The organism is Mesorhizobium sp. M0136, from assembly GCF_040322515.1.
In the GTDB taxonomy this organism is placed as follows: Bacteria; Pseudomonadota; Alphaproteobacteria; order Rhizobiales; family Rhizobiaceae; genus Mesorhizobium.
In genome coordinates this window covers 96,078-122,188 of sequence record NZ_JAMYTP010000017.1, presented here as the reverse complement: position 1 = coordinate 122,188, position 26,111 = coordinate 96,078, and the positions used below count along the sequence as shown (strand labels likewise).

23 protein-coding genes and 1 tRNA gene are annotated in these 26,111 nt (G+C 64.1%); 6 read left to right on the top strand and 18 right to left on the bottom strand.

Translation table 11 applies throughout. From position 1 onward, the window contains the following. Positions 1–30: 30 nt before the first annotated feature. The 3 genes from NKJ35_RS21065 to NKJ35_RS21055 all read right to left on the bottom strand — a co-directional run bounded on the left by NKJ35_RS21065 (position 31) and on the right by NKJ35_RS21055 (position 4,132). Positions 31–3,243, bottom strand: a complete 3,213-nt coding sequence (locus NKJ35_RS21065) for an AfsR/SARP family transcriptional regulator (protein WP_352649424.1) — start codon at positions 3,241–3,243, stop codon at positions 31–33. A 120-nt stretch (positions 3,244–3,363) separates the two neighbouring features. Next, positions 3,364–3,822, bottom strand: coding sequence for a hypothetical protein (locus NKJ35_RS21060; RefSeq protein WP_352649423.1), 459 nt, complete (start codon positions 3,820–3,822; stop codon positions 3,364–3,366). Positions 3,823–4,056: 234 nt separating this feature from the next. Then, positions 4,057–4,132, bottom strand: a tRNA-Ala gene (locus tag NKJ35_RS21055). Positions 4,133–4,296: 164 nt separating this feature from the next. On the opposite strand from NKJ35_RS21055, the gene NKJ35_RS21050 reads away from it, so the two are divergent. Both NKJ35_RS21050 and NKJ35_RS21045 read left to right on the top strand, forming a co-directional pair. Next, entirely contained in the window at positions 4,297–4,587 is a 291-nt protein-coding gene (locus tag NKJ35_RS21050) for a YggT family protein (protein WP_023678162.1), read from the top strand. After that, positions 4,588–4,920 carry a DUF167 family protein gene (locus NKJ35_RS21045; protein ID WP_254817767.1) on the top strand — a complete coding sequence of 111 codons (333 nt, stop codon included), beginning with the start codon at positions 4,588–4,590 and terminating at the stop codon, positions 4,918–4,920. It abuts the gene before it with no gap. A gap of 253 nt (positions 4,921–5,173) precedes the next feature. Here the strand turns inward: NKJ35_RS21045 and NKJ35_RS21040 are convergent, their stop codons facing one another. From NKJ35_RS21040 to NKJ35_RS21010, 7 genes are all read right to left on the bottom strand, one after another. Further along, positions 5,174–6,142 (bottom strand): ABC transporter ATP-binding protein, encoded by a 969-nt coding sequence (locus tag NKJ35_RS21040; RefSeq protein WP_352649422.1) that lies wholly within the window; start codon positions 6,140–6,142, stop codon positions 5,174–5,176. Further along, positions 6,142–7,152 carry an ABC transporter ATP-binding protein gene (locus tag NKJ35_RS21035; protein ID WP_352649443.1) on the bottom strand — a complete coding sequence of 337 codons (1,011 nt, stop codon included), beginning with the start codon at positions 7,150–7,152 and terminating at the stop codon, positions 6,142–6,144. The genes NKJ35_RS21040 and NKJ35_RS21035 overlap by 1 nt, the downstream gene beginning before the upstream one ends. Further along, positions 7,149–8,066: a dihydrodipicolinate synthase family protein gene (locus NKJ35_RS21030; protein ID WP_254817769.1), complete on the bottom strand. Its 918-nt coding sequence runs from the start codon at positions 8,064–8,066 to the stop codon at positions 7,149–7,151. Before NKJ35_RS21030 ends, NKJ35_RS21035 begins: the two co-directional genes overlap by 4 nt. An 18-nt stretch (positions 8,067–8,084) precedes the next feature. After that, positions 8,085–8,987, bottom strand: a complete 903-nt coding sequence (locus tag NKJ35_RS21025) for an ABC transporter permease (RefSeq protein ID WP_352649421.1) — start codon at positions 8,985–8,987, stop codon at positions 8,085–8,087. After that, positions 8,987–9,946: an ABC transporter permease gene (locus NKJ35_RS21020; protein ID WP_352480017.1), complete on the bottom strand. Its 960-nt coding sequence runs from the start codon at positions 9,944–9,946 to the stop codon at positions 8,987–8,989. Before NKJ35_RS21020 ends, NKJ35_RS21025 begins: the two co-directional genes overlap by 1 nt. A gap of 65 nt (positions 9,947–10,011) precedes the next feature. After that, positions 10,012–11,592 (bottom strand): ABC transporter substrate-binding protein, encoded by a 1,581-nt coding sequence (locus tag NKJ35_RS21015; RefSeq protein ID WP_352649420.1) that lies wholly within the window; start codon positions 11,590–11,592, stop codon positions 10,012–10,014. 20 nt (positions 11,593–11,612) lie between these two features. Continuing rightward, positions 11,613–12,326: a FadR/GntR family transcriptional regulator gene (locus tag NKJ35_RS21010; RefSeq protein ID WP_352649419.1), complete on the bottom strand. Its 714-nt coding sequence runs from the start codon at positions 12,324–12,326 to the stop codon at positions 11,613–11,615. Positions 12,327–12,426: 100 nt separating this feature from the next. Between NKJ35_RS21010 and NKJ35_RS21005 the strand changes: the two genes are divergently transcribed. The 3 genes from NKJ35_RS21005 to NKJ35_RS20995 are packed head-to-tail and all read left to right on the top strand — an operon-like array spanning position 12,427 to position 15,330. Next, positions 12,427–13,398: a Gfo/Idh/MocA family protein gene (locus NKJ35_RS21005; protein WP_352649418.1), complete on the top strand. Its 972-nt coding sequence runs from the start codon at positions 12,427–12,429 to the stop codon at positions 13,396–13,398. Next, on the top strand, positions 13,395–14,390 hold the full coding sequence (locus NKJ35_RS21000) for a Gfo/Idh/MocA family protein (protein WP_352480013.1): 996 nt from the start codon (positions 13,395–13,397) through the stop codon (positions 14,388–14,390). The genes NKJ35_RS21005 and NKJ35_RS21000 overlap by 4 nt, the downstream gene beginning before the upstream one ends. Continuing rightward, complete coding sequence (locus tag NKJ35_RS20995) at positions 14,380–15,330, top strand: dihydrodipicolinate synthase family protein (protein ID WP_352649417.1); 951 nt, start codon at positions 14,380–14,382, stop codon at positions 15,328–15,330. Before NKJ35_RS21000 ends, NKJ35_RS20995 begins: the two co-directional genes overlap by 11 nt. Before the next feature lie 34 nt (positions 15,331–15,364). Here the strand turns inward: NKJ35_RS20995 and NKJ35_RS20990 are convergent, their stop codons facing one another. After that, the gene (locus NKJ35_RS20990) at positions 15,365–16,312 is read right to left on the bottom strand and encodes an LLM class flavin-dependent oxidoreductase (protein ID WP_352649416.1); all 948 of its coding nucleotides are present in this window, start codon (positions 16,310–16,312) and stop codon (positions 15,365–15,367) included. A gap of 130 nt (positions 16,313–16,442) precedes the next feature. Continuing rightward, complete coding sequence (locus tag NKJ35_RS20985) at positions 16,443–16,598, bottom strand: hypothetical protein (RefSeq protein WP_352649415.1); 156 nt, start codon at positions 16,596–16,598, stop codon at positions 16,443–16,445. A gap of 268 nt (positions 16,599–16,866) precedes the next feature. Here NKJ35_RS20985 and NKJ35_RS20980 point away from each other — a divergent pair, with 268 nt between their 5' ends. Then, a complete protein-coding gene (locus NKJ35_RS20980; RefSeq protein ID WP_352649414.1) occupies positions 16,867–17,634 on the top strand; it encodes an SDR family NAD(P)-dependent oxidoreductase in 768 nt (255 codons plus the stop codon). 14 nt (positions 17,635–17,648) lie between these two features. Here the strand turns inward: NKJ35_RS20980 and NKJ35_RS20975 are convergent, their stop codons facing one another. From NKJ35_RS20975 to NKJ35_RS20950, 6 genes are all read right to left on the bottom strand, one after another. After that, on the bottom strand, positions 17,649–18,593 hold the full coding sequence (locus NKJ35_RS20975) for an ABC transporter permease (RefSeq protein ID WP_352649413.1): 945 nt from the start codon (positions 18,591–18,593) through the stop codon (positions 17,649–17,651). Next, a complete protein-coding gene (locus NKJ35_RS20970; RefSeq protein ID WP_352649412.1) occupies positions 18,590–19,645 on the bottom strand; it encodes an ABC transporter permease in 1,056 nt (351 codons plus the stop codon). The genes NKJ35_RS20975 and NKJ35_RS20970 overlap by 4 nt, the downstream gene beginning before the upstream one ends. Continuing rightward, complete coding sequence (locus NKJ35_RS20965; protein WP_502904658.1) at positions 19,645–21,129, bottom strand: ABC transporter ATP-binding protein; 1,485 nt, start codon at positions 21,127–21,129, stop codon at positions 19,645–19,647. Before NKJ35_RS20965 ends, NKJ35_RS20970 begins: the two co-directional genes overlap by 1 nt. A gap of 211 nt (positions 21,130–21,340) precedes the next feature. Further along, entirely contained in the window at positions 21,341–22,372 is a 1,032-nt protein-coding gene (locus tag NKJ35_RS20960; RefSeq protein WP_352480007.1) for a BMP family protein, read from the bottom strand. A gap of 169 nt (positions 22,373–22,541) precedes the next feature. Beyond that, positions 22,542–23,747 carry a 3-oxoadipyl-CoA thiolase gene (gene pcaF / locus NKJ35_RS20955; protein WP_352649411.1) on the bottom strand — a complete coding sequence of 402 codons (1,206 nt, stop codon included), beginning with the start codon at positions 23,745–23,747 and terminating at the stop codon, positions 22,542–22,544. Between the two features lie 194 nt (positions 23,748–23,941). Further along, positions 23,942–26,005 carry a 3-hydroxyacyl-CoA dehydrogenase NAD-binding domain-containing protein gene (locus NKJ35_RS20950; RefSeq protein WP_352649410.1) on the bottom strand — a complete coding sequence of 688 codons (2,064 nt, stop codon included), beginning with the start codon at positions 26,003–26,005 and terminating at the stop codon, positions 23,942–23,944. Positions 26,006–26,111: the final 106 nt, after the last annotated feature.

The window sequence follows — 26,111 nt, the reverse complement described above, 5'->3', positions numbered from 1 at the left end:
TTCGGCGTTTCCGTGAGACGATGAACCGGTCTAGAGAAACGGGCGCACGAGCGAACGCAGCAAAGGCGAGGGCTCGTCATCGCCGGTCGAAGCGAGCGCGCGTTCATAGCGCCGGTAATCCTCGATGGCGCCGGCGTGGTCGTTTCTGGAGAGGCTCTCCTGGATGAGCGTGCCATGGAGTTTGGCCGATTCCGGGTAGAAATCGAGCGCACGCCGGCACGCTTGGCGTGCCCGATCTGCGTTGCCTCGGCTCTGCCAGTGTTTGGCGATCCGCACGGCAAGCTCCACCAACCCGTCCCGCACCCGGTCGGCCGCGGCGTTCGACCAGGCGGGCGTCGGGCCATTCGAGAAAAGCGGGCCGACAAAGCCTTCCAGCAGCATCTCCTGCTCCTCGATTGCGCTGTCTCTTTGGCCCGACAGAACGGGTTTCAGCCGGTCTTCCCAATCCTGCAGATCGATCCAGACCTTGTCGGCAGCGAGCCGCAAACGGCCTTCTCTCAGGGTTACGAGTTCGCCTTGCCCGAGCAATTTGCGCAGACGATGCAGCGCCTGCTCCAAGGCCGCTTTGGCCTGGTCGCCGTCGAGGTCGGGCCAGAGCCAATCCTGCAGGGTTTCCACCGAACAGACCTGATCCCTCGAGAGGCAGATAATGCGCAATATGTCGAGAGCGCGGGTAGGTTTGGCACCGGGCGCGACCTCGGCGCCATCGATCTCGAGGCGGAAGCCTCCCATCAAGTGTATCCTGAGCGGCCAAGGCCACTGGGCGGGGCGGCCAGCGGGCGGGACCAGATATCGCGCCCGAACGACGCGGCGGCAGAGATCGACATCGATCTTTCGCTCCAGCGCATCGGCGATCAGCTCGGCTAGCAAGTCCGGCAGGTTGAGCAAGATCGCCGAGGGATTGACCTCGCGCAATGCCGCCATGAATTCAGCCAGACGAGTGCCATAGGACGCGCCGCCGTTCCACTTCTGCTCCAAGGCCCGGGCGGCTAGAATGCTGAGTTCGACACGCTGGCGAGGGCCGCCGCTCAGCCTTTCGGCGATCCCCTGGAGTAGCGCAATCGCCTCCGCCGGACGCCGGTCGGCCAGCAGGACCTGGTATTTGGTGACGTAATGCGGCCAGCGCTCGATCATCGGCTCGTTCGCCCGCTCGATCGCATCCATGAAGACATCGCAGTCGAGATAGGCCTTGGCGAAGTCGCCGTTGCGCGTGTGCATCGCCGCATGGCAGTCGGCGACGACCGCGACCTGGGTGGTGAACCTGCTGTCCGCGATCTCGCCCAGTCGGGAGACCAGCGCATTGAACTCCGAGAACCTGTTGTGAAGCTTCATCAGCAATTGGAGCTGGTAGAGGGCGCTGAACTCGACGCCCCGTAGAGCGTGCTGCTCGCCTATCGCCGTTGCGCGTCGCAACGCATCCTCGGCCGAGGCATAGACAAAACCGCGCCGCGAATAGGGGAAGTAACGGCCGCTGGCCGAGCCAAAGGACACCAGCCACATGCCGAGCACCAGCGGTGGGATATCCGGATGTTCGAGGTCGGCGGCAACGCTGTCCACGGCATTGGCAAAAATGTCGCGCTGCCCCGACGAGGTCGCGTAGTCGATGAGCGCTTCGCTTGCCAGCAGGCGCAACTCGACCGAATCCTCGATCGGCAGATGTGTTAGGCGCTGCTGGATATCATTCACGAGGCGCTTCGCGTCATGGGCGTCGAATTCGCCAGGTTCGGCGAAATCGACGGCCCGCAGGATGCCGAGCCTGACCATCATGAGTTCCTCCGGATCCAATTCCGGCAACCCCTTGGCAAGAACCTGTGAGGCTCGGCGCGTCCAATCCGCCAGCCCCTCATGCGTACGCCAACTGGCGGTCTTGACTACGACCGCCCGCGCGACCGTCAGGCATTGGCCGCGCATGTCGGTGTTCTCGAATGCTTGCCATGCCTTGGAGAAGTGCGGCTCGGCCTTCGCATCGTCCGACGCGAAGGCGACCCCCAGCCAATAATGGACCCACCCGTCCATCTCGTCGGCGGGCAGCCTGTTGCACCATTCGACGAAGCTGGCCCTGCGCCCTTGCGAGAGAACGCCGTTAGCGCACTGCAGAATGAGCTGGCGTGCCAGCGGCCAAGCGCCCGCCTGCAACGCCAGCACGATTGCCGCGTCGGTTTTGCCGGCCTCGTGCAAGACCTTTGCTGCCTGCTCGCGCAGCCTGGAACGGTCCGCTTCCGTCACGCGCCGGTCCAGTAGGCCGGCAAGGTATTCGCGCAACAAGTCATGCAGCTGGAAGGCGGCGCCGCCCGGACCGTCGCGCGTGATCAGCAGTTGGCGATGCTGCAGCCGCACCAGCAGGCGGGCAGCCTGCGGCGAACCCAGGAACGCATCGGCAAGCTCCGTGCTGATCTCCGGCAGAAGGTTGAGCCTGATCAGCAGATCCTGGTCCTCCGGCGCGATGTCGCGCAGGAAATAACGTCCGACAATCTCCCGAAGGCCGGCGCCTCCGGCAAGGCCGGTCTGCGAAAGCGGGTAGTACATTCCGGCGTTGGCCAGCAGGAGAAGGCCCACCGCCCAGCCCCGCGCCTCCGAAATGTCGCCGACCTCGGACGGCGATTGCGAGCGGGCGGTGACGAGGTTGCGAGCCTCCGCAGGCGAAAACTCCAGCAGCGTTTGGTTGAGGACCGGCAACTGTCCGGACAGCACGAGGTCGGCGACATCGCCCTCGGGCAGCATCCGCGATGTGCAGATGCAGCGGACGGTATTGGGGCGTTCGCGTAACAGGATCGCCAGCGTCCGGCGAAAGCCTGGTGCATCGGCACGATGCAGATCGTCGAGGACCAGGATCGTGCCCGGATCAAGCCGCGAGAAATAGGTGCGGAAGAACAGCCGCGCGAAATCGTCGGAATTGTCGGCATATTCCGGACCAAAGACCGGCATGCCGGCATGCCTGCCGTCGAGCGACAGCGTCAGATAATGGAAAAGCCGCGCAACGTCCTGGTCCTCGGTGTCGACCCGATACCAGTTGTACGCCGATTCGCCTTGCTTCAGCCCGCCTTGTTCCAGCCCGCCGTGTTCCAGAAAGTCGATCACCGCGGTGGTCTTGCCGTATCCACCAGGCGCAGCCAGCCAGCATGCACCGCTGTCGAGGGCCTGCGAAAGCAGCGCCACTACGCGCGGACGGCTGACAATTCCCACTGGCCGGGGTGCCGAGAGCTTTGCTATCTCGCGCGGCGCGTCCCGGAAGGATTTATCCATTGTGAGGACTCTCGCAGCGCAGTCGCCTCGCGAAAACAGGTAATCGGTTCGCCCGCAACAACAAATCGCCGGCCGGCGTTGTGCTCGCCTGACGTGCCGTGCTCGCCGGCAAGGTCGCGGTTATCCCTTGTGCGACATGATATGCGAAACCCCGACACTCACGTCAGCGGTGTGTCTTGCCATCACTGCGTTCATTCGCATTGCAATCGTCGCATAGCCGTTTCGTTCGTGGTCGGTAACTTCCGAGGGCTTGAAGAGCCACGGAAGGGGTGCAACCTGCGCGTCTTCGAAATTGGCCGGCAGATTCGATGGCAAGGCCTTTTTTCCTAGAGGCAGCTCTAGCCCAAGGTCACTAAATTCCTTCTCGAGGCTGGCGTGCAGATGAGAAAGGACGACATAGATCGCCAGCTTTGATCTAGTCCTTTCTGTGTTGTTTAGATTGTACTCTTGAAGAACCTCATCGAACGATGGCGATACGTCACTTTCGGCAGCGGTAGCTCGTGTTGCAACAGCACCGGCCAGGGCAGTCGCTGCCACTCCTGTAAGACCTACAAAATCACGTCTTGTCGTGCCGGTCATGGTGAATTCCCCTCGGTTTTGAAGACGGGCCAAGTCTGGCAAGGAGGAGGCGCAGTGGCAATAGGCCGCATACGCTATTGGTGTAGAGGGCCTTTACGTCGCCGATATGAATCCACCCGGCGACGACGGTGCCAAGCCGGCAGAGGCCCGCGATGCATTCGGTTGCTTGATCTGAAAACTCATGGAATCCGAGAAAGGTTTCCTCAGCATTCACGGGGGGTTCGAAAAATCCGCTGGTGGAGCTGAGGAGGATCGAACTCCTGACCTCGTCATTGCGAACGACGCGCTCTCCCAGCTGAGCTACAGCCCCGTCCAGCGGATGGGGCTTTTATCGGCCGCTGCGGTTTCCTGTCAAGGCTGCGCTTGCTGCCGAAATGCCGTTCGGCCGTTCGTGCGCCTCGCCCACGCGTCGGAACGCGGCTCTTGCCGCTTTCAGCTACAGTGGCTACATGTCGGCAACAATCGGAGACCGGCATGATCGCCCTCATTCAGACCATTGTCATGGCGCTTGACCTTTACTGGTGGATCATCATCGCCTCGGCGATATTTTCCTGGCTCTACGCCTTCAACGTCGTCAACTCCCGCAACCAGTTCGTCGATACCATCAGCAACATGCTCTATCGGCTGACCGAACCGGCGCTGCGGCCGATCCGCCGCTTCATGCCCGATCTCGGCGGCATCGACATCTCGCCGATCATCCTGCTGCTGATCCTGTTCTTCATCCGGCAGTTCCTGCTCACCACTGTGCTTTCGCTGGTCGTCTGAGTGCAGGCGTCCCCTGCGCGCGCGTTCCGCACGCGCGCCGACGGCATCGACCTGTTCGTCCGGCTGACGCCGAAATCCGCGATGGACGGGCTCGAGGGGGCCGAAACGACCGCGGATGGGCGAAGCCATCTGAAGGCTCGCGTTCGCGCCGTGCCGGAAAACGGGGCCGCCAATCGAGCGCTGGAAAGGCTGGTCGCTAAGGCGCTTGGCGTGGCCGCTTCGGCCGTCTCGATCGTCGCCGGCGGCACCGCTCGGCTGAAGACGGTCCGTGTGCTTGGCGATCCCGCGGCGCTGGCGAAACGCATCGATACGCTGGGCACGCCTGCGCCATGATCTCGGCTCGCTCACCAACCCCGTAGAAAAAAGGCCGGGCTGCAAAGCCCGGCCAGATGTGAAGGTCGAAAACCTTCAGAGGGGAACGCGCCGGACGAATGGGAGGAAACATCCGGCGCAGCGTGCATATGGGTCGGCATCGCTGACGTTTCAATGACGGGAACGACAATAACAGCTTCGTGAAACCGGGCGGTGGATGTCGATGAACGCCTGGGATTGGGGACCTGTTTGACCGTTGTCTGGGCAATTATTCCTAAGCGATGTCGTCGCGAATGCAGGCCTTCAGATGGCCGTCGGCTGTCGCCCTCAGTGGCGGCACGGCCGCGGCGCAAGCCTCCAGCGCGAACGGGCAACGGGTTCGGAAAACACAGCCCGACGGCGGGTTCGCCGGACTGGGAATATCGCCTTTGAGCACCTGCCGGCCTTGCCTTGCCAGCGGATCGAGCGATGGAATGGCTGACAGCAGCGCACGCGTGTAGGGATGCTGCGGCCGGGCATAAAGCTCGGCGGCCGGCGCAACCTCCATGATGCGCCCGAGATAGAGCACGATGACCGTGTCGCAGATGTACTCGACAACGGCCAGATCGTGCGAAATGAACAGCATGGTCAGGCCGAGCCGGAGCTGCAGGTCGCGCAACAAATTGATGATTTGCGCCTGGATCGAGACGTCGAGTGCCGAGACCGGCTCGTCGGCGACGATGAATTCCGGCTCGAGCGTCAGCGCCCGGGCGATGCCGATGCGCTGGCGCTGGCCGCCCGAGAATTCATGGGCGTAGCGGTCATAGGCGTCGAACGGCAACTCGACCGCGGCAAGTGCCTTCGCGGCCTTCGCCCGCCGCTCGGACCTCTTGCCAATGGCTTGAATGTCAAGGCCTTCGGTGAGGATCTGCCCTATCGTCATGCGCGGCGACAGGCTGGCGAAGGGATCCTGGAAAATATATTGCATCTTGCGACGCTGGCGGCGCAACTGGGCGGCACCCAGCCTGGTGATATCGGTGCCGTCATAGGTGATTTGGCCGGATGTCGGCTCGATCAGACGCAGCACCGAACGGCCGATCGTGGTTTTGCCTGAGCCGGACTCGCCAACCAGGCCGACCACCTCGCCACGCCTGACATCGAAGGAAATGTCCTCCAGCGCCCTGACCACCGGGCCACGCGAGAACGCTGTCGGCGCAAAATGCTTGGTCAGGTTTTTGACCGAAAGGAAGGGAACGTCGGCCATCAGAGCTCCTCCCAACGCAGGCAGCGGCTTTGCTGGGTCGGCGTCGCCGCAAACAAGGGCGGGACTGCGGCACGGCAGGCAGCGATAGCCATCGGGCAGCGCGGCGCGAAGGAACAGCCTTTGGGCAGCAACGCGAGCGACGGAACATTCCCGGCAATGGTCGGCAGCGGCGTGCCCGCCAGCTTCAGTGCCGTGGCCTGGCCGAGCCGCGGCACCGAACGCATCAACCCGGCGGTATAGGGATGACGCGGACGGGTGAACACTTCGCTCACCGGACCTGTTTCGACGATACGCCCGGCATACATCACCGCTACCCGGTCGGCGATTTCGGCGACGACGCCGAGATTGTGGGTGACGAACAGGATGCCCATGCCGCGCTGCGCCTGCAGCTCGGCCAAAAGATCGAGGATCTGGGCCTGGATGGTGACGTCCAGCGCGGTGGTCGGCTCGTCGGCGATCAGCAAGCCCGGATCGCAGGACAGGGCCATGGCGATGGTGGCGCGCTGGCGCATCCCGCCCGAAAGTTCGTGCGGATACTGCCGCGCCCGCCGCTTCGGATCGGGAATGCCGACCTGTTCCAGCAGCCGCACCGCGTCTGCTTCTGCCTCGCGGTGCGATTTGCCGAGATGAATGCGGATCGGTTCGGCGATCTGCTCGCCGATCGTGTAGACCGGGTTGAGGCTGGTCATCGGCTCCTGGAACACCATGCCGATCTCGTTGCCGCGTATCTTGCGCAGCGACTCGGTATCGAGGCTGGTCAGTTCGGTGAGCGTGCCGTTCTTGCGCCGCAGCGCGATCGACCCCTCGGCGATATGTCCGACCCTTTTCGGCAGCAATCCGATGATCGACAGGCTGGTGACGGACTTGCCCGATCCGGATTCGCCAACGAGCGCCACGGTCTCGCCGGAGCCGATCGTCAGGTCGACATCCCTTACCGCCGCGATGTCGCGCCCCGCAATGCGGAACACCGCGCGCAGGCCGGAAATCGACAGGATCGGCGTGGCGCTCAGCGGAGCAGCCCCACATCGCGAAGGATCATGTCGATCTTTGCGGTTTCCTGCTCGTTCAGGCTGCGCTGCGGCCGCGCCATGGTGTTCGAGGCGATGATGCCGAGGCTCTTCATCGCCGCCTTGAAGGCGCCGACGCCCGCCGAGCCGGCGCTGGTCCTGCCGAGCGAGATCCAGACGATCTCGAAAAGTTTCAACAACCGCTCCTGCTCCAGGCGGGCTTCGGCAAGCTGGCCCGCCTGCGTCAGCTTCCACAGCCTGACATAACCATGCGGGTCGACATTGGCGAGGCCCGGCACGACGCCATGCGCGCCCATCGCCAGCACGCTGTCGACCAGGATCTCGGAACCGGTCATGCCGAAAAAACTGGGATCGTCGGCCATGTCCTTGAGCACGTAACGCAGATTGCCGTCATCGCCGCTGGAATCCTTGATACCCGCAATGGCTCCTTCCCTGGCGAGACCGACCGTGGTCTTGCGCTCCAGCTTGACGTGCACGCAGACCGGGATGTCGTAGGCGATGACCGGAATGTCGAGCGCATCTTTGATGTAGCGGAAGTGATCGCCGATCTCGGGCTGGCTGGTGCGGGTATAGAACGGCGCGGTGACGACGATGGCGTCGGCACCGGCCGATCTGGCGATACGGGCGTGGTTGATGACGCGGTCGGTCGTCGGGTCGATAACACCGGCGAAGATCGGAACCCGGCCGTTATTGACCTTGACCGCGTGCTCGAGGACGGCCCTGCGGCCCGCCTCGTCGTGGAAGACCACCTCGCTGGTCGAGCCCAGCACGAACAGCCCGTGGACGCCGCCGTCGAGCAGGTTCTCGATGGTGCGCGTGAACGACGGGAAATCGACGCTGAAATCGGCATTGAGCGGGGTGACGACAGGTGGCACGACGCCGGTAAACAGGGGCATTTTGATGAACCTTCGAGGTCAGTTGAGATCGGAGCGGGGATCGAATGCGTCGCGCAGGCCGTCGCCGATGAAGTTGATGGCGAGCACGGTGAGCACCAGTGCGGCGCCTGGGAACATCCATTGCCACGGATAATTTTCAAGCACGACGGTGGAGCGGGCGAGATTGAGCATGTTGCCCCAGCTGGCTTCGGGCGGCGCGATGCCAAGGCCGAGGAAGGACAGGCCAGCCTCGAGCAGGATGGCGTTGGCGATCTGCAAGGTGGCATAGACGACCAGGATATCGATGCAATTGGGCAGGCCGTGCCGGAACAGCAGATGCGGCAGCCCCGCGCCCATGCCGCGGGCGGCCACGACGAAATCGCGCTCGCGCAGTTCGAGCAGCCGGGCGCGCACCATGCGCGACAGCACCGGCCAGGAGAGCAGCGAGATCACCAGTATGGTGGGCGCGATGCCGGTGCCGGCTATCGAAGCCAGCACCAGCAGGAAGATCACCGGCGGCAGCGTCATCGCCAGATCGACCAAGCGCATCACCGTGCCGTCGACGAGGCGCCCGCCAAAGCTGGCGACGGCGCCGACCAGGAAGCCGATGACGGTCGATATGGCGACCGAGCAGACGGCGACCAGCAATGAGATCCGCCCACCTTGCAGCAACCGGGCCATGACGTCGCGCCCGACGCCGTCGCTACCCAGCCAATGAATGGCCGACGGCGCCTTGTTCATCGCCCTGAGGTCGATGGCGTTCGGGCCGAACGGCCACCACAAAGGATATGTCGAAACCGCCAACAGGATCGGGATGACGATCAAAAGCCCGGCACGCGCCGCGCGGTTTTCGAAAAAGCGGTCGAACGCGCGGCGGAGCGGCCCCTTGGTGTGCGGTAAGGCTGTCGGGTCGACCGTTGGGTCCGGCGCAGTGATTGCCATCACGCCACCTGAATGCGCGGGTCGACGACGGCATAGACGACGTCGGTCAACAGGTTGACCAGGATGACGCAAACGCCGATCACCAGCGTGGCGCCCATGATCACCGGGTAATCGCGGGTGCCAACGGCATTGACCAGAAGCAGTCCCATGCCCGGCCAATTGAACACGCTTTCCAGGAAGATGGCGCCGCCAATGGCGATGCCGACCGTCGAGCCGATCAGCGTGATGACCGGCAAGAGCGCGTTGCGGGTCGCGTGCTTGATGATAATCCAGAACTCGCGCACGCCCTTGGCACGCGCCGTCCGCACGTAATCCTGGTTGAGCACTTCCAGCAGCGAAGCGCGCATGTAGCGCATGATCAGCGCGGCATGGCCGATGGACAGCAGGCAAGCGGGCAGGATGAGGTGCGCAAGCACGTCGGTCATCGAGAACGACGCACCCGCGGTCTGCATGCCGCCGGACGGCGCCCAGCGCAGCAGCACCGAGAAAAAATAGAGGCCAAGCAGCGCCGTCAGAAAAGCCGGGCTGGAGATACCGATAAACGACAGCACCGACAGCGCGATGTCGGACGGTTCGTTACGGCGCACCGCGCTAAAAATGCCGGCGGAAATGCCGAGCACGATGGCGATCGCCAGGCCCGTGCCCATCAGCAGCGCGGTCGGGCCGATGCGCTCCATGACCAGCGGCAGCACGGCGACGCCGCTGCGCTGGATCGAAAAGCCGAAGTCGCCGCCCAGCGCCGCGCGCAGCCAGGCCAGATATTGCACGGGAAGCGGCCGGTCGAGCCCAAGCCGTTCGCGCAGCCCCTCGAGATCGGAGGCGGACATCGGCACCGACGGGTTGATATAGGCGTCGATCGGATCGCCCGGCGCCAGCCGCAACAGGATGAAGATGAGGACGCTGAGCGCGACCAGCATCAGCAATCCTGTAGCGCTGCGGCGGGCAATGAAGCTCAACATGGGCTATCCGTGGCGGTGGCAGGCGGCGCCAAAGTGGTCCGCCTGCTCGCTTCGTTGCGGGGTTCTTACTGGATATCCCAGCGCTCCGGGTGAGCTGCGTAGGGGCCGCCGCCCGGCGCCGGCGTCCAGACGAAGTCACGCAGCTTGTTGGAGGCCACGCCATAGCGGTTGGCCACCCACAGCGTTGCCCAGGGCAGGTCCTTGTTCATCACCTTGCAGACCTCCTGCCAGGATTGGTCGATCTTGGCCGGATCGGTCTGGCCGAGGGCGGCGTCCAATGCAGCGCTCAGATCGTCGAATTCGATGCGCATGGTGTTGAAGCCTGCCGGCGGGATCTGCGACTTGTTGAGGCCGGGGTTGAGGCTGGCCGGATTGGGGCCGTTCTGCAGGCCGGCATAGACCATCGGAAAGGCATTCCAGTCCGGCGTGCCTTGTTTGTAGACGATGCCGTTATAGGTCGGCGTATCGACGACGCGCGGCACCACGTTAATGCCGACTTCGGCCAGCATCGACTGGATGGCGGCCATCACGTTGGCCGCTTGCGGCGAGCCGTAATAGGTCAGCAGGGTGATCGGTTTGTCGCCGTTGATCTTGTCCCAGCCCGCCTCGGTCAGCAGCGCCTTGGCCTTGGCCGGATCGTAGGCATATGGTTCGAGACCCTGGGGAACGAGATGCGGCGCGACATAGCCGCAATTGGCCGGCTTGGCGGCACCGCCATAGAGGCTGTCTATGATGGCGTTGCGGTCGATCGCGTACATGATCGCCTGGCGGACACGGATATCCCTGAACAGGTCGACCTTCTGATTCAGGCCGATATAGTTGACCACGTAGGAGGCACCTTCGATCACTTTGAAATTGCTGTCACTTTTGAAGGAGGCCGCATCGTCGGGCTCGACATAGGTGAACTGGATTTCGCCGGCACGGAGCGCGGCGACGGCCGCCGCCGGTGACTCGAAATAGCGGTTGATGAGCACGTCTACCTTCGGTTTGCCGCCGCGATAATCGTCATCGGCTGCCAGCTCGACATATTGGTCGCTCACGTAGCGTTTGAACTTGAACGGGCCGGTGCCGACCGGAGTGGTCGACCACCAGGTGCTGGTCGCCAGCGATTCCGGCGACAGGGTGGCCAGGGCATGCTCCGGCAGGATCATCAGCTGCGAGAGGATCGATAGAAACGATCCGTTCGGTTTCGATAGCTTCACCACTGCGGTGTGGTCATCCGGCGCATCGACCGAGGCGATGTCGGCGAGACGGGCGGCAAACAGGCTGCCGGAGGCCTTGTTCTTGGCAAGCTCGAGCGTGAACTTGACGTCCTTCGAGGTGAACGGCTTGCCGTCGTGCCAAGTCTCGTTGACCAGGTTGAACGTATAGCTCAGCTGGTCGTCGCTGATCTTGTAGTCCTTCGCGAGGTCGCCTTCGATCTCGGTCAGCCCGGCATTGTAGATGACCAGCGGTTCAAAATAGGTGCTGAGCCAGGTGTAGCCGCCGGTCGCGACCAGCGGGTTGAAGTTCTTGGGAAAGCCGCCGGGACCGACGTCGAAGCCGCCGGCGATGGTTTTGGCGTTTTGTGCCTGGACGCTGGTCACTGGGGCAATGCTGGCGAGCAGCAGCCCTGCGATAGAGAATACGGTGGTCCTGATGCGCATGGTTTCCTCCCTTGGCATGTTCAGGGTGTTCGGTTCTTGGCGATAACCTGCTGGATTCCCCGGTAATGGTCGTCGAGCCGCCGACGTGCCTGGTCGACATCCTTGGCGGCGACGGCCTCGACGATCTCGTGATGGTCGCGCCATGTCGCCAGCGGCGTCGGATTATCGAGATTGGCGAAATTCGAGGCCTTGTTGAACGCCATCCAGAAGATGTCGATCAGCGCGCTCAGCATGCGATTGTTCTGGCAGCGGAACAGCAGCTGATGGAATTGCTGGTCCTCTTCGGCGAAGCTCTCATGGCGCTCGGCACGTAGCCGCATGCGCTCGGTCAACTGGCGCAGCGCCTCGATGTCATCGGCGCTGATCATCTCGATTGTCTTGGCGATGAGGCCGGTTTCCAGCACGCGACGGATTTCGCGCAGCTCTTCGACGTCGCGGAGCGAATCCTGCAAACCGTAGGCCAGGTTGTCCAGCAGCGGCTTGAACGAGAACTCCTTGACGAACACGCCGATGCCGCGTCGCGTCTCCAGGATGCCGATCGATTCCAGCGCCTTGATGGCCTCCCGCACGGAGTTGCGGCCGACGCCGAGCCGCTGCGCCAGGAACGTCTCCGGCGGCAAGGGATCGCCGGCCTTGAGCTGGTTGCTTTCGATATAGGCCCTGAGGCTTTCCTGCACGGTGACGTGAAGGAGCGGCGGCCTGCTCAACGGTTCGATCGACTTCAGTTCCGCCATCCCACTGCTTTCATCATCCGCTGGACTACCCTGCCCGCTAGTTGTCGTATAGCTACTTGTAGGATATCCTGCAAGCCCATAGCAAACATGTTGCTCCCGAATGAAGATAATCCTCGCCGGCTCGAGCCACTGGCACGCCGAAATGCACCTCGACGCCGCACGCTTTTACGGTGCGGAGATCGCCGGTATCTGGGATCAGAATCCTGGCCAAGCGCATGCGTTCGCCGCGCACCACGACCTGCCGTTTATTGAAGATTTCACGGAGATACTCTCCAGCCCGCCGGACGTGATCCTGTTGATGGGGCACCCTTCGACGGTGCCGGCGCGGGTACGTGCGATCATCGGGGCAGGGATACCGCTGATCCTGGAGAAGCCGGCGGCCAGCCATACGAGGGAACTGATGGGGCTGCGCGACCTCGCCCGACAGCACCAGGCCTTTGTCGCTGTGCCCCTGCCCAATCGTTTCGGGCCGGCCGTTGCCGCCTTTGAGCGGCTGCACCGGCAGGGCCGTGCCGGTGTGGTGGCGCATTGCCAGTTCCGGCTGGTCAATGGCCCGCCTGGGCGCTACATCGCCGACGGTGTCGCCTGGGTCGTCGACCCGGCGGTTGGTGGTGGAGGTGCGTTGCGGAATCTCGGCATACACGGCGTGGATGCTGCACTCAGCCTCGCAACCGGCAGGCTTGGCCTGAAGACCGTTTCGATCGCGAACCGCATCCATCCGGGCCCGGTCGAGGATCATGCGCTGCTGGTGCTGGAAGACGAGGCCGGCGCGCTGTTCATCGTCGAGGCTGGCTACACCTTTGCCTCGATGCGCCCCGGTGGCGACTTCGAATGGCGCATCGTCGCTGCCAATGCGACCCTGGTCGACCACGGTGATCGTGCCAACTGCGCCACGCTCGACGATGCGGCAATCGTCGATCTGCCGGTCGAATTGCCGGCAACCCGCTACCGTCTGTGCATGCGCGACACGCTTGACCGGCTGGCCAGAAAGGCGCCTCCGTCGGTGTCCATCGAGGATTATGTTGCGGCGATGTCGCTGATCGACGCCGCTTATGAAAAGGCAGGACCATGATTGGAATAGGAATTATCGGCGCCGGCGATTTCGGCGCAGCCCATGCGCGGGCAATCCGCGAGGTTGGAGGCATTCGCCTCGCCGCCGCCTCTCGTGGAAACGCCGATGCACTGCAGCAATTCACCGCCGAATATGGCGGCAGCGGCTACACCGACTGGCGTCGGCTGCTGGACGACAAGGAGGTCGACGCGGTCCTCATTGCCAGCCCCCATCACCTCCACGCCGAAATGGCCATCGGCGCGGCAGAGGCCGGCAAGCACATCCTGCTCGAAAAGCCGATGGCGCCGACGGCGGCCGCCTGCGATGCGATCAATGCCGCCGTGGCCGAGAGCGGCGTCAAGCTGATGGTCGCCCACCTCATGCATTTCGCCCTGCCCTGCATGGCGGCCAAGCAGGTGCTGGAGGAAGGAGTGCTCGGCCGGCCGCTCATCGGATCGAGCTGGATCATCAAGCTCTGGATGGAGCACAATCGCCGCGACTGGCATCTGCGCAAGGCGAGCGGCGGCGGCATGCTATTGACTGCCGGCATCCACGCGCTCGACCGCCTCGTCTGGCTGATGGATGACGATGTCGTGTCGGTAAGCGGCATGCTCGGCGCCAAGTTCCATGACCAGGAAGCAGACGACACCGCCTTGCTCGGACTGCGCTTCGCCGGCGGCGGCATCGGCCAGGTGCAGAGCGTCGGGTACCGCACCGGCGCTACGACCTACGCCATGGACCTTATCTGCGAGCAGGGAACGCTGCGCATCGACATGGACCGCGGCACGATGCTTGGCCGCGATACGGTCTCGACCGAGCTGCCCGGTTCCTTTGAGCCGAACTGGATGCATAACGCGCTGGTGCGCGAATGGCGCGCGATGCGCGATGCCATTGCCGACGACACGCCGGTGCCGGTCGACGGCGCCTATGGGCGCAAGATGATCGCCATCATCGAGGCCGCCTTTGCCTCGAACGAAACCCTCCGCGAACACGAGATCGCCGGTGGACGCTGATCTTAACGACCACCTGGCTCGCTTGCCCGCACACGCGCCGCGCGGCGTCTGGGGCGCCGTGATGCTGGCCATTGATGATCGCGGAGCGATCGACTGGCAGGCGACGAAAGAGACGATCGCCCGGCTCTGCGCATCAGGTGTCGACGGCGTCTATTCCAATGGCACAGCCTGCGAATTCCATTGCCAGACCGAGCCCGAATTCGACCGGCTTTGTGAGCTGGTTGCCGAAACAGCCGGCCGCGCGCGCCTTCCTTTCCAGATCGGTATCAGCCAGTCCAATCCGCGCGTCGCGCTGGAGCGGCTGACGCGGGTCGCCGCACTTCGCCCGACGGCGGCTCAATTCACCTTGCCCGACTGGTGGCCGCCCAGTGACGACGAGATCATGCGTTTTGTCGGCGGCCTCTGCGAGGCCGCGCCCGAAACGCCGCTGGTGCTCTACAACCCGCCGCACGCTAAGCGCCGCCTGACGCTCGACGGCATCGCCAGGCTGCGTGCGGCCGTGCCATCGCTGGTCGGCGCCAAGCTGCCGGGCGGCGACGCCGGCTGGTATGCCGATATGCGCCACAAACTGGACGGATTCTCGGTCTTCGTTCCCGGCCACACGCTGGCGACAGGGTATGCCGGAGGGGCTCACGGCAGCTATTCCAACATTGCCTGCCTCAACCCGAAGGGCGCGGTGCAGTGGTGGCACATGATCCGCACCGACAGGGTCGCAGCTGCCGAGGTTGAGGCCCGCATACGGGCCTTCCTCGCCGCACATGTTCTACCGTTTCGCACCCGTTACGATGTCGGCGATGCAGCACTCGACAAGGCGATGGCGGCGGCCGGCGGCTGGGCGCCGCTCGGGCCGCGATTGCTCTGGCCCTACAGCTCCGTTCCCGATGAGGAAATCCCGACCTTGGCCAAGGCCGCTCACGCGACTTTCCCGGAATGGCAGTAGCGCCGTCAGCGAGGTGCGTGACGACGGCGGCTCTTCAGCAGCCGGCTCTCGCGCCCTGTGTCGCGCGTGACGCAAACGCCCCCGGCTGAGGGATATCGGCCTCGCGCCGTGCCAGCGAATTGCGCAGCAGTGCGATCGCCTCGCGGCCGGCCGTCGCAATCTCGCGTGGCCTGTCGACGCCGACGATCATGAACTCCTTGATCCCCAAAGCGACGTAGGAAAGCAGCGACAGCGCGACCTGCGCCGGCGGCCCGGCCAGTTCGACCGCCTTCTGGCAGGAAGTGGCCGGTTTGTCTTCCGAACGGATTTGGACGGGAAGCGCGAAACGCAGCTTGCCGGCCCGGCCGTGTTCGGCGGCGGCGCTGCGTACACGCTCCATAGACTGACGGATTTCTGCAAGCGGGCCCGGCGCCAGCTCGAACACGTCCGCATGCCTGCCCGCGACCCTGAGCGCCGTGCCGGACCGTGCGCCCATGCGGATGTTTACGTCGGCGCCATGCGGCCCCTTGCGCGGCACATAGCCGCCTTTGATGCTGTAGAAAGCGCCTTCATGGTCGAACGGTCTGTCGTTCGACCATAACCGCTTCAGCAGCACCAGATATTCGTCGATGCGTTGCCAGACCACCGTATGGCCGGCTGGACGTGCCTCGGCATCGTCGTCGCCGAGTGGCTCGCTGAGCATCCTGAGCGACAGCCGGCCACCGCTTCTCGCGTCGAGGGCAGCGAGTTGCCGTGCCGCCACGATTGGTTCGATCACGCCTGCCCAATGCGTCAGAACGACTTCCAGCGACGAGGTGCGGTCCAGCGTCTGGGCGGCAAGGTCCATATTGGTGAGCAGCCCGGCCTCGTCGTCGATGACGATCTTCCGGAATCCGGCATCTTCGATCAGTGACAGCTTCGTCGCGGTCTCGACAAAGTCATAGAAAAAGCTGGCGTCGGCAGCGTGGATCTTACCGGGAACATGCGTGAACTCGATCGGCATTGCCATCTCCTCCATCACGTTGGAATCAGGGCGCGCAGAAGCGCACCGGCATTCGGTTCATCAACTCCGGAATTTCTGCAAACGGCAGGCCGCTATCCCGAGGAAGCCTCGACGATCAAGGCCTCAATAATCAGGGAATCAGCCCGAGGACCACTGCCCCGGTGAATACAAACGCAAGGGCAAAGACGAGATAGGCGAAAGCGCCGGCGTAGGCCGGCCGCCATGCCTGGTCGGAACCCAGCCTTTGACCTCTGCGGGCAGTCTGAGTGTTCTGGCTATAGGACATATCGACCTCCGTCTCGACGTTTAATCTATAAAATTAGTAGACTTTGTCGAGTGCTATTTTCGCGCGATTGTTGGAACAATTTTCTCCAAACGCCGGACAAATTAGTGCTTTTACTGCTTAGCGCGCTGCCTTTTGAGGCAGGCGGGGTGACGGCGGAAAATGGCAGGTTCACGTGTCCGTGGCTCCTTGGCCAGCCATTGGATGAGCGATAGCATCGCTGCCTCAGTGGAAAGCCGCGACGTCACGGCAAGGCAGCAGGGAGCAAACCATGGGCACAAGACTGGCCGGCAAGGTCGCCATCATTTCGGGCGGCGCGACGGGCATGGGCGGTGCGGCCTCGGAGCTTTTCGCGGCCGAGGGCGCCAAGGTGGCGATCATCGACCGCAACGGCGAAGCGGCGGCTGCCACCGCAGCAGCAATCAGGCAACGCGGCCATGTCGCCGAGCACTGGGTCGCCGACGTCTCGGACGAGGCGCAGGTCGAAGCGGCGGTGAGGGGCGTGATGGAAAAATTCGGCCGGGTCACGGTTCTGTTCAATCACGCCGGCACCATCGTCATAAAACCCTTCCTGGAGACCACGCTGCAGGAATGGGAATGGCTGCATGCCGTCAATGTGCGCTCGATGTTCCTGATGACGCGCGCCGTGCTACCCGGCATGATCGCCGCCGGCGGCGGTTCCATCGTCTGCACCTCGTCGATCTCGGCGGTGGCGGCGACGCCGATGGAGGTGCTCTACGATACCACCAAGGGCGCCTGCCATATGTTCGCGCGCGCCATTGCCGTCGAGTTCCGCGACCGCAACATCCGCTGCAACGCGGTCTGTCCAGGCTTCATCAGGACACCGCATGGCCTGCGCGAGGTCGCCGATCTCGACAAACTCGGCATCGATGTCTCCGACGCGGCAATGGCGGCGCAGCAAGGACGGATCGGCGAGCCGGAAGAGGTCGCGAAGGCAGCCCTGTTCCTGGCCAGCGACGAGGCCAGCTTCGTCAACGGCGCCCATCTGTTCGTCGACAACGGCTTCACCGCGATGTGAAAGGCGAAGCGCGGTTACCGCTCTTCGCGCCGGAACGGCTTGAGCAGCGCCGAGGGCGCCACCGCATTGCGCGACATCACCGCCATGGCGACGATGGTGAAGATGAACGGCAACATCAGGAACGCCTCGTAGGGGATATGGCCAAGCCCGCTCGCCTGCATGCGCAACTGCAAGGCGTCGACGAAGGCAAACAGCAATGCGGCGCCTGCCGTGCGCCAAGGGTCCCAGCGGCCGAAAACGACGAGCGCGATCGCCACCCAGCCGCGTCCCGAAACGACGCCGAAGGTGAACGCGTTGAACTGCGCCATCGACAGGAAGGCGCCTGCGAGCCCCATCAAGGCACCGCCGAGGATCACCGCCTGGAAGCGCGTTGCGATGACGCTGACGCCGGCCGAATCGGCGGCCCGCGGGTTTTCACCGACCATGCGAACCGACAGGCCCCATGGCGTGCGGTAGAGCACGAAGGCGGCCAGGGGAATAGACAGCATCGCCATGTAGACCAGCGAAAACTGGTTGAACACCGCCGGCCCAAGCACCGGTACGTCGGACAGGATCGCGATCGGCAGCGTCTCGAACCCCTTGATGTTCGGCGGCACCGATTGCTGGCCGAAGATCAGCCGGTAGAGGAAATAGGCAAGGCCCGACGAGAACAGCGTCACGCCGATGCCGCAGACATGCTGGCTGAGGCCGAGCGCTACCGTGAACAGCGCATGCACGGCACCCATCAGCGCCCCGGTCAGCACCGCCGCAAGCACGCCGAGCCACAGGCTGCCGCTGAGGCTCGCCGCGGTGAAGCCGGTCATTGCCGACAAAAGCATGATGCCTTCGATGCCGAGATTGAGCACACCGGCGCGCTCGGAGAACATTTCGCCCAGCGTTGCGAAGGCCAGCGGCGTGGCGATGCGGATGATGGCAGCCAGGAAGCCGACTTGGAAGATCTGTTCCAGGACCACGCTCATTTGGCTATTCCCACGCGGCGGATGCGATAGGCGGTGAACAGGAGCGCCACCAGCATGGCGAGCAGCGCCGTTCCCTGGATGACTTCGCTGAGGAAGGCCGGAACGCCGGTCGCCCGCGACATCGCCTCGGCGCCGGTCATGACGGCGGCAAGGAAGATCGCCGCCGGCACCACGCCGAGCGGATTGAGCCTCGCCAGCATGGCGACGACGATGCCGGAATAGCCATAGCCCGGCGAGATGTCGCTCATCACCTGGAAATGCACGCCGCCGACCTCGCCGACGCCTGCAAGGCCGGCCAATGCGCCGGACAGCAGCGCCGTCGAAATCAGCACCCGCTCGACATTGATGCCGCCATAGCGCGCGGCTTCCGGGTTCTCGCCGGTGACCCTGATGCGAAAGCCGAGCGTTGTACGCGCGACCACGAACCAGATCAGGGGTGCCGCGACCAGCGCCGCGACGACGCCGAGATGCAGCCGCGTGCCTTCGATGAGTACCGGGAAATTCGCTGAATCCTCGATCGGGGGCGAGATCGGGTAGCCGCTGAAACTGTCCTTCCATGGCCCCTCGATCAGCGCCATCAGTGCGTAGAAAATGACCGAATTGAGCAGCAGCGAGCTGACCACGTCATCGACCCTGAATTTCACCCGTAGCGTCGCGGGGATCAGCGCGACGGCAGCGCCGGCGGCCCCACCCGCCAGCGCCATCAGCAGCATGGCGAGCGGCCCCGGCATCGGGATGGCGCCGACGGCACAGCTCGCCACCGCACCGGCCAGCAATTGCCCTTCGGCGCCGATGTTCCAGAACTTGGCGCGGAAGGCGACCGCCACGGCAAGCCCTGTGAAGATCATCGGGGTGGCACGCACCAGCGTTTCGGTGACGGCGTAGCTGTCGCCCAGCGACGCCGAAAACATCACGCTATAAGCCTCGACGACGCCGGCGCCAGCCAGTGCGATGAGGCCGCTGCACAAGATCAGCGTCGCCCCGATGGCGAGCAGCGGCAGCGCCAGATTGAACCAGGCGGGCGTTGAGGTGCGGGCCTCGAGACGGAACATCACGCCTCCGCTCCGGTCATCATCAACCCGAGTCTGGCGACGCTGGCGTCGGCACTGTCGAGCGTGCCGACGATGCGGCCCTCATACATCACCGCGATACGATCCGAGAGCATCAGCAACTCTTCCAGGTCCTCGCCAATGATGATGATGCCGCAGCCCTTGGCGCGCATGTCGAGGAATTTTTCGTGGATGAAGCGCGCGGCGCCGATGTCGAGGCCGCGAGTCGGCTGCGAAACGATCAGCACCTTCGGATCGAAGGCGAGTTCGCGCGCCAGAAGCGCCTTTTGCAGATTGCCGCCGGAAAGCGCCCCGGCGCGCGTCATCGGGCCGGGGCAACGTATGTCGTAGGCCTTGATCTGCGCCTCGGCGAAGGCGCGGATCGCATCCGGCTTAAGCAGGCCGTTGCGGCTGAACGCCGCCGTGCCGATGCGCGGCAGCACCATGGAATCGGCAAGCGGCAGATTGGTGACCAGCCCTGTCGTCATGCGGTCTTCCGGGATGCGGCCGAGGCCGAGCGCCTGGACTGTGCTCGGCGAGAACCGCGAAACCGCTTTGCCGGCTATGGTCATCTTCCCGGCATCGGGCGCACGCACGCCGGAGATGACCTCGGCAAGCGCGCGCTGGCCATTGCCGGAGACGCCGGCGATGCCAAGGATCTCGCCGCCACGAACCGACAGCGAAACATCGCGCAGCGCCATGCCGGAATGATGCGATGTCGAGATACCGTCGAGGGTCAGCACGGCCGCACCGGGCATCGACGGTCCTCTGGCCGGAGGCACGATCTCGTGGCCGCACATCAGCCGCGCCATCTCCGAAGACGTCGTGCTGGCCGGCGCATCGACGCGACCGGCAACGCGCCCATGCCTGAGCACGACGCAGCGATGCGTCAGCGCCCGCACCTCGTTGAGCTTGTGCGAAATGAAGATGATGCCGAGCCCTTGTGCCGCCATCGAGCGAAGCGCCGAAAACAGTCCGTCGACCTCTGTCGGCGCCAGCACCGCCGTCGGCTCGTCGAGGATCAGCAGCCCTGCGCCGCGAAACAGCGCCTTGACGATTTCGAGCCGCTGTTGCTCGCCGACCGACAGCGCCGAGACGGGGAGGTCCGGGTCGAGCGTCAGCCCGTGCTGGCGGCCGATCTCGGCGAGCCGCGCCAGCCCGCCGGCGCGGTCGATCCGGCCCGATCTGCCGGGAATGCCGATCAAGAGGTTCTCCAGCACCGAAAGCCGCGGCGCGAGATGAAAATGCTGGTGCACCATGCCGATGCCAGCGGCCAGCGCATCGGCCGAGCTGTTGATCGCCAGCGGCCGGCCCTGCACCAGGATCTCGCCGGCATCGGGCGCATAGGCACCGAACAGCACATTCATCAGCGTCGTCTTGCCGGCACCGTTTTCGCCAAGCAGCCCGAGGATTTCACCCGGCGCGACGCTGAGATCGACGGCTTCGTTCGCCTTGACGGCGCCAAAGCTCTTGGAGATGCCGCGCATTTCGATGAGAGGGGCAGGCGTTGACAAGGCGGGATCCTGGTGGCGTTGACGCCGATATCCCTCCCCCTTGAGGGGAGGGTGCCGAGCGAAGCGAGGCGGGAGGGGTCGTCTCAACCGCCTCGACGTTTAGACCGAAAAAGATGGAGCGCGTCGCCGAGAACCCCACCCGGCCCTACGGGCCACCCTCCCCTCGAGGGGAGGGATGCGCCGCTCAGTCCGAGACCGGCGTATTCTCATCGACATCGACACGGAAATTGCCGTCGAGGATTTCGGCCTTCTTCTTTTCGACCAAGTCCTTGACCTCGGCCGGCAGCGTCTTGTCGAACTTGTGATAGGGCGCGAGGTAGGAGCCGCCCTTGGCCATGCGCGAGAAATCACCGTAATCCTGCGCCGTAAAGACGCCGGCCTTGACCAGCTTGATTGCCTGCTCGACCGTCGGATACATGTCCCAGACCGGCCCGGTGATCACCGTGTCGGGGCCGAGGCTCGATTGGTCCGACATGTTGGAGATAGCGAGGATCTTTTTCTCGACCGCCGCTTCGATGACGCCAAAGCGCTCGGCATAGATGACGTCGACGCCGGCGTCGATCTGGGCGACAGCAGCTTCCTTTGCCTTCGGCGGATCGAAGAACGAGCCGATGAAGGCGACCTTCTTCTTGATGTTGGGATTGACCTCCTTGGCACCGGCAAAGAAGGCGTTGACCAGCCGGTTCACTTCCGGAATGCCCATCGCCGCGACGGCGCCGATCGTGCCCGATTTCGACATTTTTCCGGCAATCATGCCGGACAGATAGGCCGGCTCGTGGATCCAGTTGTCGAAAACCCCGAAATTCGGCTCGGCCGGCCCGGCGCCGGAGCCGAACAGGAAGGCGGTCTTCGGGAATTGCTTGGCGGTCCTGCGCGATTCGCGCTCGGCGGCGAAGGCATCGCCCAGCACCAGCTCATAGCCGCCCTGCGCATATTCGCGCATGACACGGCTGAAATCGGCGGTCTGCACTTTCTCCGACCATTTGTATTCGATGCCGAGTTCCTTCTCGGCCTTCTGCAGGGCGACATGGATCTGGTTGTCCCACGGCTCCTCGATCGGCGTGGCGAAGATCGCCGCCACTTTCAGCTTCTTGGTCTTGGCAAAGGCGCTGCCCGGCAGCATCGCCGCCGCCAGGCCGAGCGCGCCCAGCTCCAGCACGTTGCGTCGCGAAAGCCCTTCGCGTTTCGATTGGATTCTGCTCTTCCCGTTGTCCATTGCATGCCCCTCTGATTGGCGCCGTGTCGAGCCGGCTCTCTTCTCTGGAATATCGGCGAAGGAACTATGGAACGGTGCCCGGCTTTTGTCCACATGGTCAAATTTGGCCGGGCGGAACTGCTGTAAACGTTCGTGTAATCGCACCTTTAGAACGACCGGAGCTGCTTGCTCACAATCTCTCGAGCGCCACCGCGATCCCCTGGCCGACCCCGATGCACATGGTCGCGAGGCCGTAGCGGCCGCCGCGTTCGCGCAGCTCCAGCGCCGCCGTGCCCGTGATGCGCGCCCCGGACATGCCGAGCGGATGGCCGAGCGCGATGGCGCCGCCATTGGGGTTGACGTGCTCCGCATCCTCGGCAATGCCGAGTTGGCGCAGCACGGCAATGCCTTGCGAGGCAAAGGCCTCGTTGACCTCGATGACATCGAATTGTCGCGGCTCCAGCCCGAGCCGGGCGCATAGCTTTTGCGTGGCCGGCACCGGGCCAATGCCCATGATGCGCGGCGCCACGCCGGCGGTGGCACCACCGAGAATACGAGCGATCGGCGTCAACCCGTATCTTTTCACGGCGGTTTCCGAGGCGACGATCAGCGCTGCGGCGCCGTCATTGACGCCCGACGCATTGCCGGCCGTAACCGTGCCGCCTTGCCGGAACGGCGTCGGCAACTTGGCCAACGCTTCGATCGACGTGCCCCCGCGCGGATGCTCGTCCCTTGATACGACCACCGCATCGCCCTTGCGCTGCGCGATCGTCACCGGCGTGATTTCCTTTGCCAGACGACCATTGGCTTGCGCGGCTACGGCCTTGTCCTGGCTGCGCACGGCAAACGCATCCTGGTCTGCGCGGGAGACAGCGAACTCTTCCGCCACGTTCTCGCCGGTCTCCGGCATCGAATCGACGCCGTATTGCTTCTTCATCAGCGGATTGATGAAGCGCCAGCCGATCGTGGTGTCGTAAATCTCGGCATTGCGCGAAAAGGCGGTCTCCGCCTTCGGCATGACAAACGGAGCACGGCTCATCGATTCGACGCCGCCTGATACTATCAGCTCCGCCTCGCCGGCTTTGATGGCGCGGGCAGCAATCATCACCGCATCCATGCCCGAACCGCAGAGGCGATTGACGGTCGAGCCGGGAACCTCCTTGGGCAGGCCGGCCAGCAGCAGCGCCATGCGCGCCACATTACGATTGTCCTCGCCGGCCTGGTTGGCGCAGCCATAGACGACATCGTCGATGGCGGCCCAGTCGATGCCCGAATTACGCTCGACCAGCGCCTTCAAAGGGATAGCGCCGAGATCGTCGGCACGGACCGCCGACAGCGAACCGCCGAAGCGTCCGATCGGCGTGCGGATGTAGTCGCAGATATAGGCCTCGGCCATAATGCAGCCTTCCCGTTTGCGCTGATGATTTCTGCTCCCGGCCCAGCCATGTTGGCCGCATTCTCCTTGAGACGAAAGCACATCTTGCCGCCGGCCGTTAGGCCAAAGACAATTACAGCTGCCGCCCGCCGGGAGCGGCGGATCAGCCGATGCTTTCTCCACCGTCGATTACCAGCGCCTGGCCGGCGTTGATACTAGCCGCCGTTCCAGGAACCTGTTTCGGCCATCTGTCTGAGCCGGGGCGCCACCCGAAAGACGTCCTTGCCGGTCCGCTGGTGCCAGTGATCCAGCCGCCGGATGATCTTGTCGACGCCTTCGAGGTTCGCCCAGAACATCGGCCCGCCCTTGCCGACCGGGAAGCCGTAGCCGTTGACCCAGACAAGGTCGATATCGGACGCGCGGGCGGCAATCTTTTCCTCGAGGATTCTGGCGCCCTCGTTGATCATCGGATAGAGCGTCCGCTCGATGATCTCCCCGGCGCCGATTGGCCGCGGTGCAATGCCGCGTTCGGCAGCCTTGTTGCGGATCAGCGTCTCAACCTCCGGATCGGGCAGCGGCGTGCGCGAACCGTTCTCATAACGATAGAAGCCGCTGCCGGTCTTCTGGCCGAAATGTCCCTGTTCGCACAACGCATCGGCGATCACGGCCGTCCGGCCGCGCGCCTTGCGGTTGCGCCAGCCTATGTCGAGGCCGGCGAGATCGCTCATCTCGAACGGCCCCATCGGCCAGCCGAAATCGGTGAACACCTGGTCGACCTGGCTCGGCATGGCGCCTTCCAGTAGAAGCGTCTCCAGTTCCGCACCGCGCGCCGCCAGCATGCGGTTGCCGACGAAGCCGTGGCAGACGCCAACGACGACCGGCACCTTGCCGATCCGCCGTGCCAGATCGACGATGGTCGCCAGCACGTCGGGCGAGGTCTTGTCGGCGCGGACGATTTCCAAAAGCTTCATGACGTTAGCCGGCGAAAAGAAATGCATGCCGAGGAGATCTTGCGGCCGCGACGTCGAACCGGCGATCTCGTTGACGTCGAGATAGGAGGTATTGGTGGCGAGGATCGCGCCCGGTTTGGCCACCGCATCGAGCCTGCCGAAGACATCCTTCTTGACCGCCATCTCCTCGAATACGGCCTCGACGATCAGGTCGCAATCGGCGAGGTCGGCATAGTCGGTGCTGCCCCTGAACAAATCCAGCCGCTCGCGCTTGGCGTCTTCGCTCAGCGATCCGCGGATAACGGAAACGGCATAATTCTTGTCGATCGTCGTCAGTCCGCGTTGCAATGCTTCCTGCGTCGTCTCCAGCAAGGTCACGGGAAGACCGCCATTGGCGAACGCCATGGCGATGCCGCCGCCCATGGTGCCGGCGCCGATGACGCCGACCCGGGCGATCTTGCGCCTGACGACATCCTTGCCGGTAATCTTTGCCGCCTCACGTTCAGCGAAGAACAGATGCCGCTGCGCGCGTGACTGGTCACCGGCGACAAGCTTGAGGAACAGGTCGCGCTCCGCCACCAGCGCTTCGTCGAAGGGCAGCGTCAGGGCGTTGCGGACCGACTGCGCACAGGCGATCGGCGCCTCGAGGCCGCGTGCTTTTTTGGAAAACGCTGCCGCCTGCTTGTCGAAAGCCGGCAAGTCGGCCTGGTCAAGGCGATCATTGCGGTCGCGCACGGGCGTGAACGGACCGCCTTTCGCGGCCGTTTCGCTGGCGAAACTCACCGCTTTCGCGATCAGGTCGCCATCGAAGACGGCATCCACCAGGCCGTCGGCGAGCGCCTCGGCAGCACCGATCGGCGTTCCCGAAACGATCATGCTGAGTGCCTTTAGCGGACCAACCAGGCGCGGCAGACGAACCGTGCCGCCGCCGCCCGGCAGCAGGCCAAGCTTGACTTCCGGCAGGCCGAGCCTTGCCGTTCGGTCGGCAACACGGAAATGGCAGCCGAGCGCCAGTTCCAGGCCGCCGCCGAGCGCAGTGCCGTGAATGGCTGCGACCGTCGGCTTGGTGATAGTTTCCAGCACGGCGACAATAGCGCGCAATTCCGGCTGCTGCGCCGGTCTGCCGAATTCGGTGATATCGGCGCCGGCGACGAAGGTCCGCCCGGCGCAGGCGATCACGATTGCTCCGACCGACGGCTCGTCCCGCAGGGAAACGAGCGCCCGCATCAACGGCTCGCGCACATGGAAGCTCAGTGCGTTGACCGGCGGATTGTCGATGATCACCACCGCGACGTTGCGATGCCTTGTGGTGCTGACGAAATCGGACACGCAAACCTCACGCAACGATGTTGGCCAATAGCGCGACGGGATTTACAGCGCTGGCATGCGGATGGGAACCACGTGTTTTGCGGGCCGGATCGTTATCCCCTCGCCG

What these genes read in the sequence shown, in the direction of transcription:
- NKJ35_RS21025 (WP_352649421.1), bottom strand. Translation starts at nt 8,987, where the DNA reads ATGGCAATCACTGCGCCGGACCCAACGGTCGACCCGACAGCCTTACCG.
- NKJ35_RS20965 (WP_502904658.1), bottom strand. Translation starts at nt 21,129, where the DNA reads ATGCGCGGCATCTCCAAGAGCTTTGGCGCCGTCAAGGCGAACGAAGCC.
- NKJ35_RS21065 (WP_352649424.1), bottom strand. Translation starts at nt 3,243, where the DNA reads ATGGATAAATCCTTCCGGGACGCGCCGCGCGAGATAGCAAAGCTCTCG.
- NKJ35_RS20970 (WP_352649412.1), bottom strand. Translation starts at nt 19,645, where the DNA reads ATGTTCCGTCTCGAGGCCCGCACCTCAACGCCCGCCTGGTTCAATCTG.
- NKJ35_RS21020 (WP_352480017.1), bottom strand. Translation starts at nt 9,946, where the DNA reads ATGTTGAGCTTCATTGCCCGCCGCAGCGCTACAGGATTGCTGATGCTG.
- NKJ35_RS20975 (WP_352649413.1), bottom strand. Translation starts at nt 18,593, where the DNA reads ATGAGCGTGGTCCTGGAACAGATCTTCCAAGTCGGCTTCCTGGCTGCC.
- pcaF (WP_352649411.1), bottom strand. Translation starts at nt 23,747, where the DNA reads ATGGCCGAGGCCTATATCTGCGACTACATCCGCACGCCGATCGGACGC.
- NKJ35_RS21050 (WP_023678162.1), top strand. Translation starts at nt 4,297, where the DNA reads ATGATCGCCCTCATTCAGACCATTGTCATGGCGCTTGACCTTTACTGG.
- NKJ35_RS20990 (WP_352649416.1), bottom strand. Translation starts at nt 16,312, where the DNA reads ATGCCGATCGAGTTCACGCATGTTCCCGGTAAGATCCACGCTGCCGAC.
- NKJ35_RS20985 (WP_352649415.1), bottom strand. Translation starts at nt 16,598, where the DNA reads ATGTCCTATAGCCAGAACACTCAGACTGCCCGCAGAGGTCAAAGGCTG.
- NKJ35_RS21060 (WP_352649423.1), bottom strand. Translation starts at nt 3,822, where the DNA reads ATGACCGGCACGACAAGACGTGATTTTGTAGGTCTTACAGGAGTGGCA.
- NKJ35_RS21030 (WP_254817769.1), bottom strand. Translation starts at nt 8,066, where the DNA reads ATGCCCCTGTTTACCGGCGTCGTGCCACCTGTCGTCACCCCGCTCAAT.
- NKJ35_RS21000 (WP_352480013.1), top strand. Translation starts at nt 13,395, where the DNA reads ATGATTGGAATAGGAATTATCGGCGCCGGCGATTTCGGCGCAGCCCAT.
- NKJ35_RS20980 (WP_352649414.1), top strand. Translation starts at nt 16,867, where the DNA reads ATGGGCACAAGACTGGCCGGCAAGGTCGCCATCATTTCGGGCGGCGCG.
- NKJ35_RS21005 (WP_352649418.1), top strand. Translation starts at nt 12,427, where the DNA reads ATGAAGATAATCCTCGCCGGCTCGAGCCACTGGCACGCCGAAATGCAC.
- NKJ35_RS21015 (WP_352649420.1), bottom strand. Translation starts at nt 11,592, where the DNA reads ATGCGCATCAGGACCACCGTATTCTCTATCGCAGGGCTGCTGCTCGCC.
- NKJ35_RS20960 (WP_352480007.1), bottom strand. Translation starts at nt 22,372, where the DNA reads ATGGACAACGGGAAGAGCAGAATCCAATCGAAACGCGAAGGGCTTTCG.
- NKJ35_RS21040 (WP_352649422.1), bottom strand. Translation starts at nt 6,142, where the DNA reads ATGGCCGACGTTCCCTTCCTTTCGGTCAAAAACCTGACCAAGCATTTT.
- NKJ35_RS21010 (WP_352649419.1), bottom strand. Translation starts at nt 12,326, where the DNA reads ATGGCGGAACTGAAGTCGATCGAACCGTTGAGCAGGCCGCCGCTCCTT.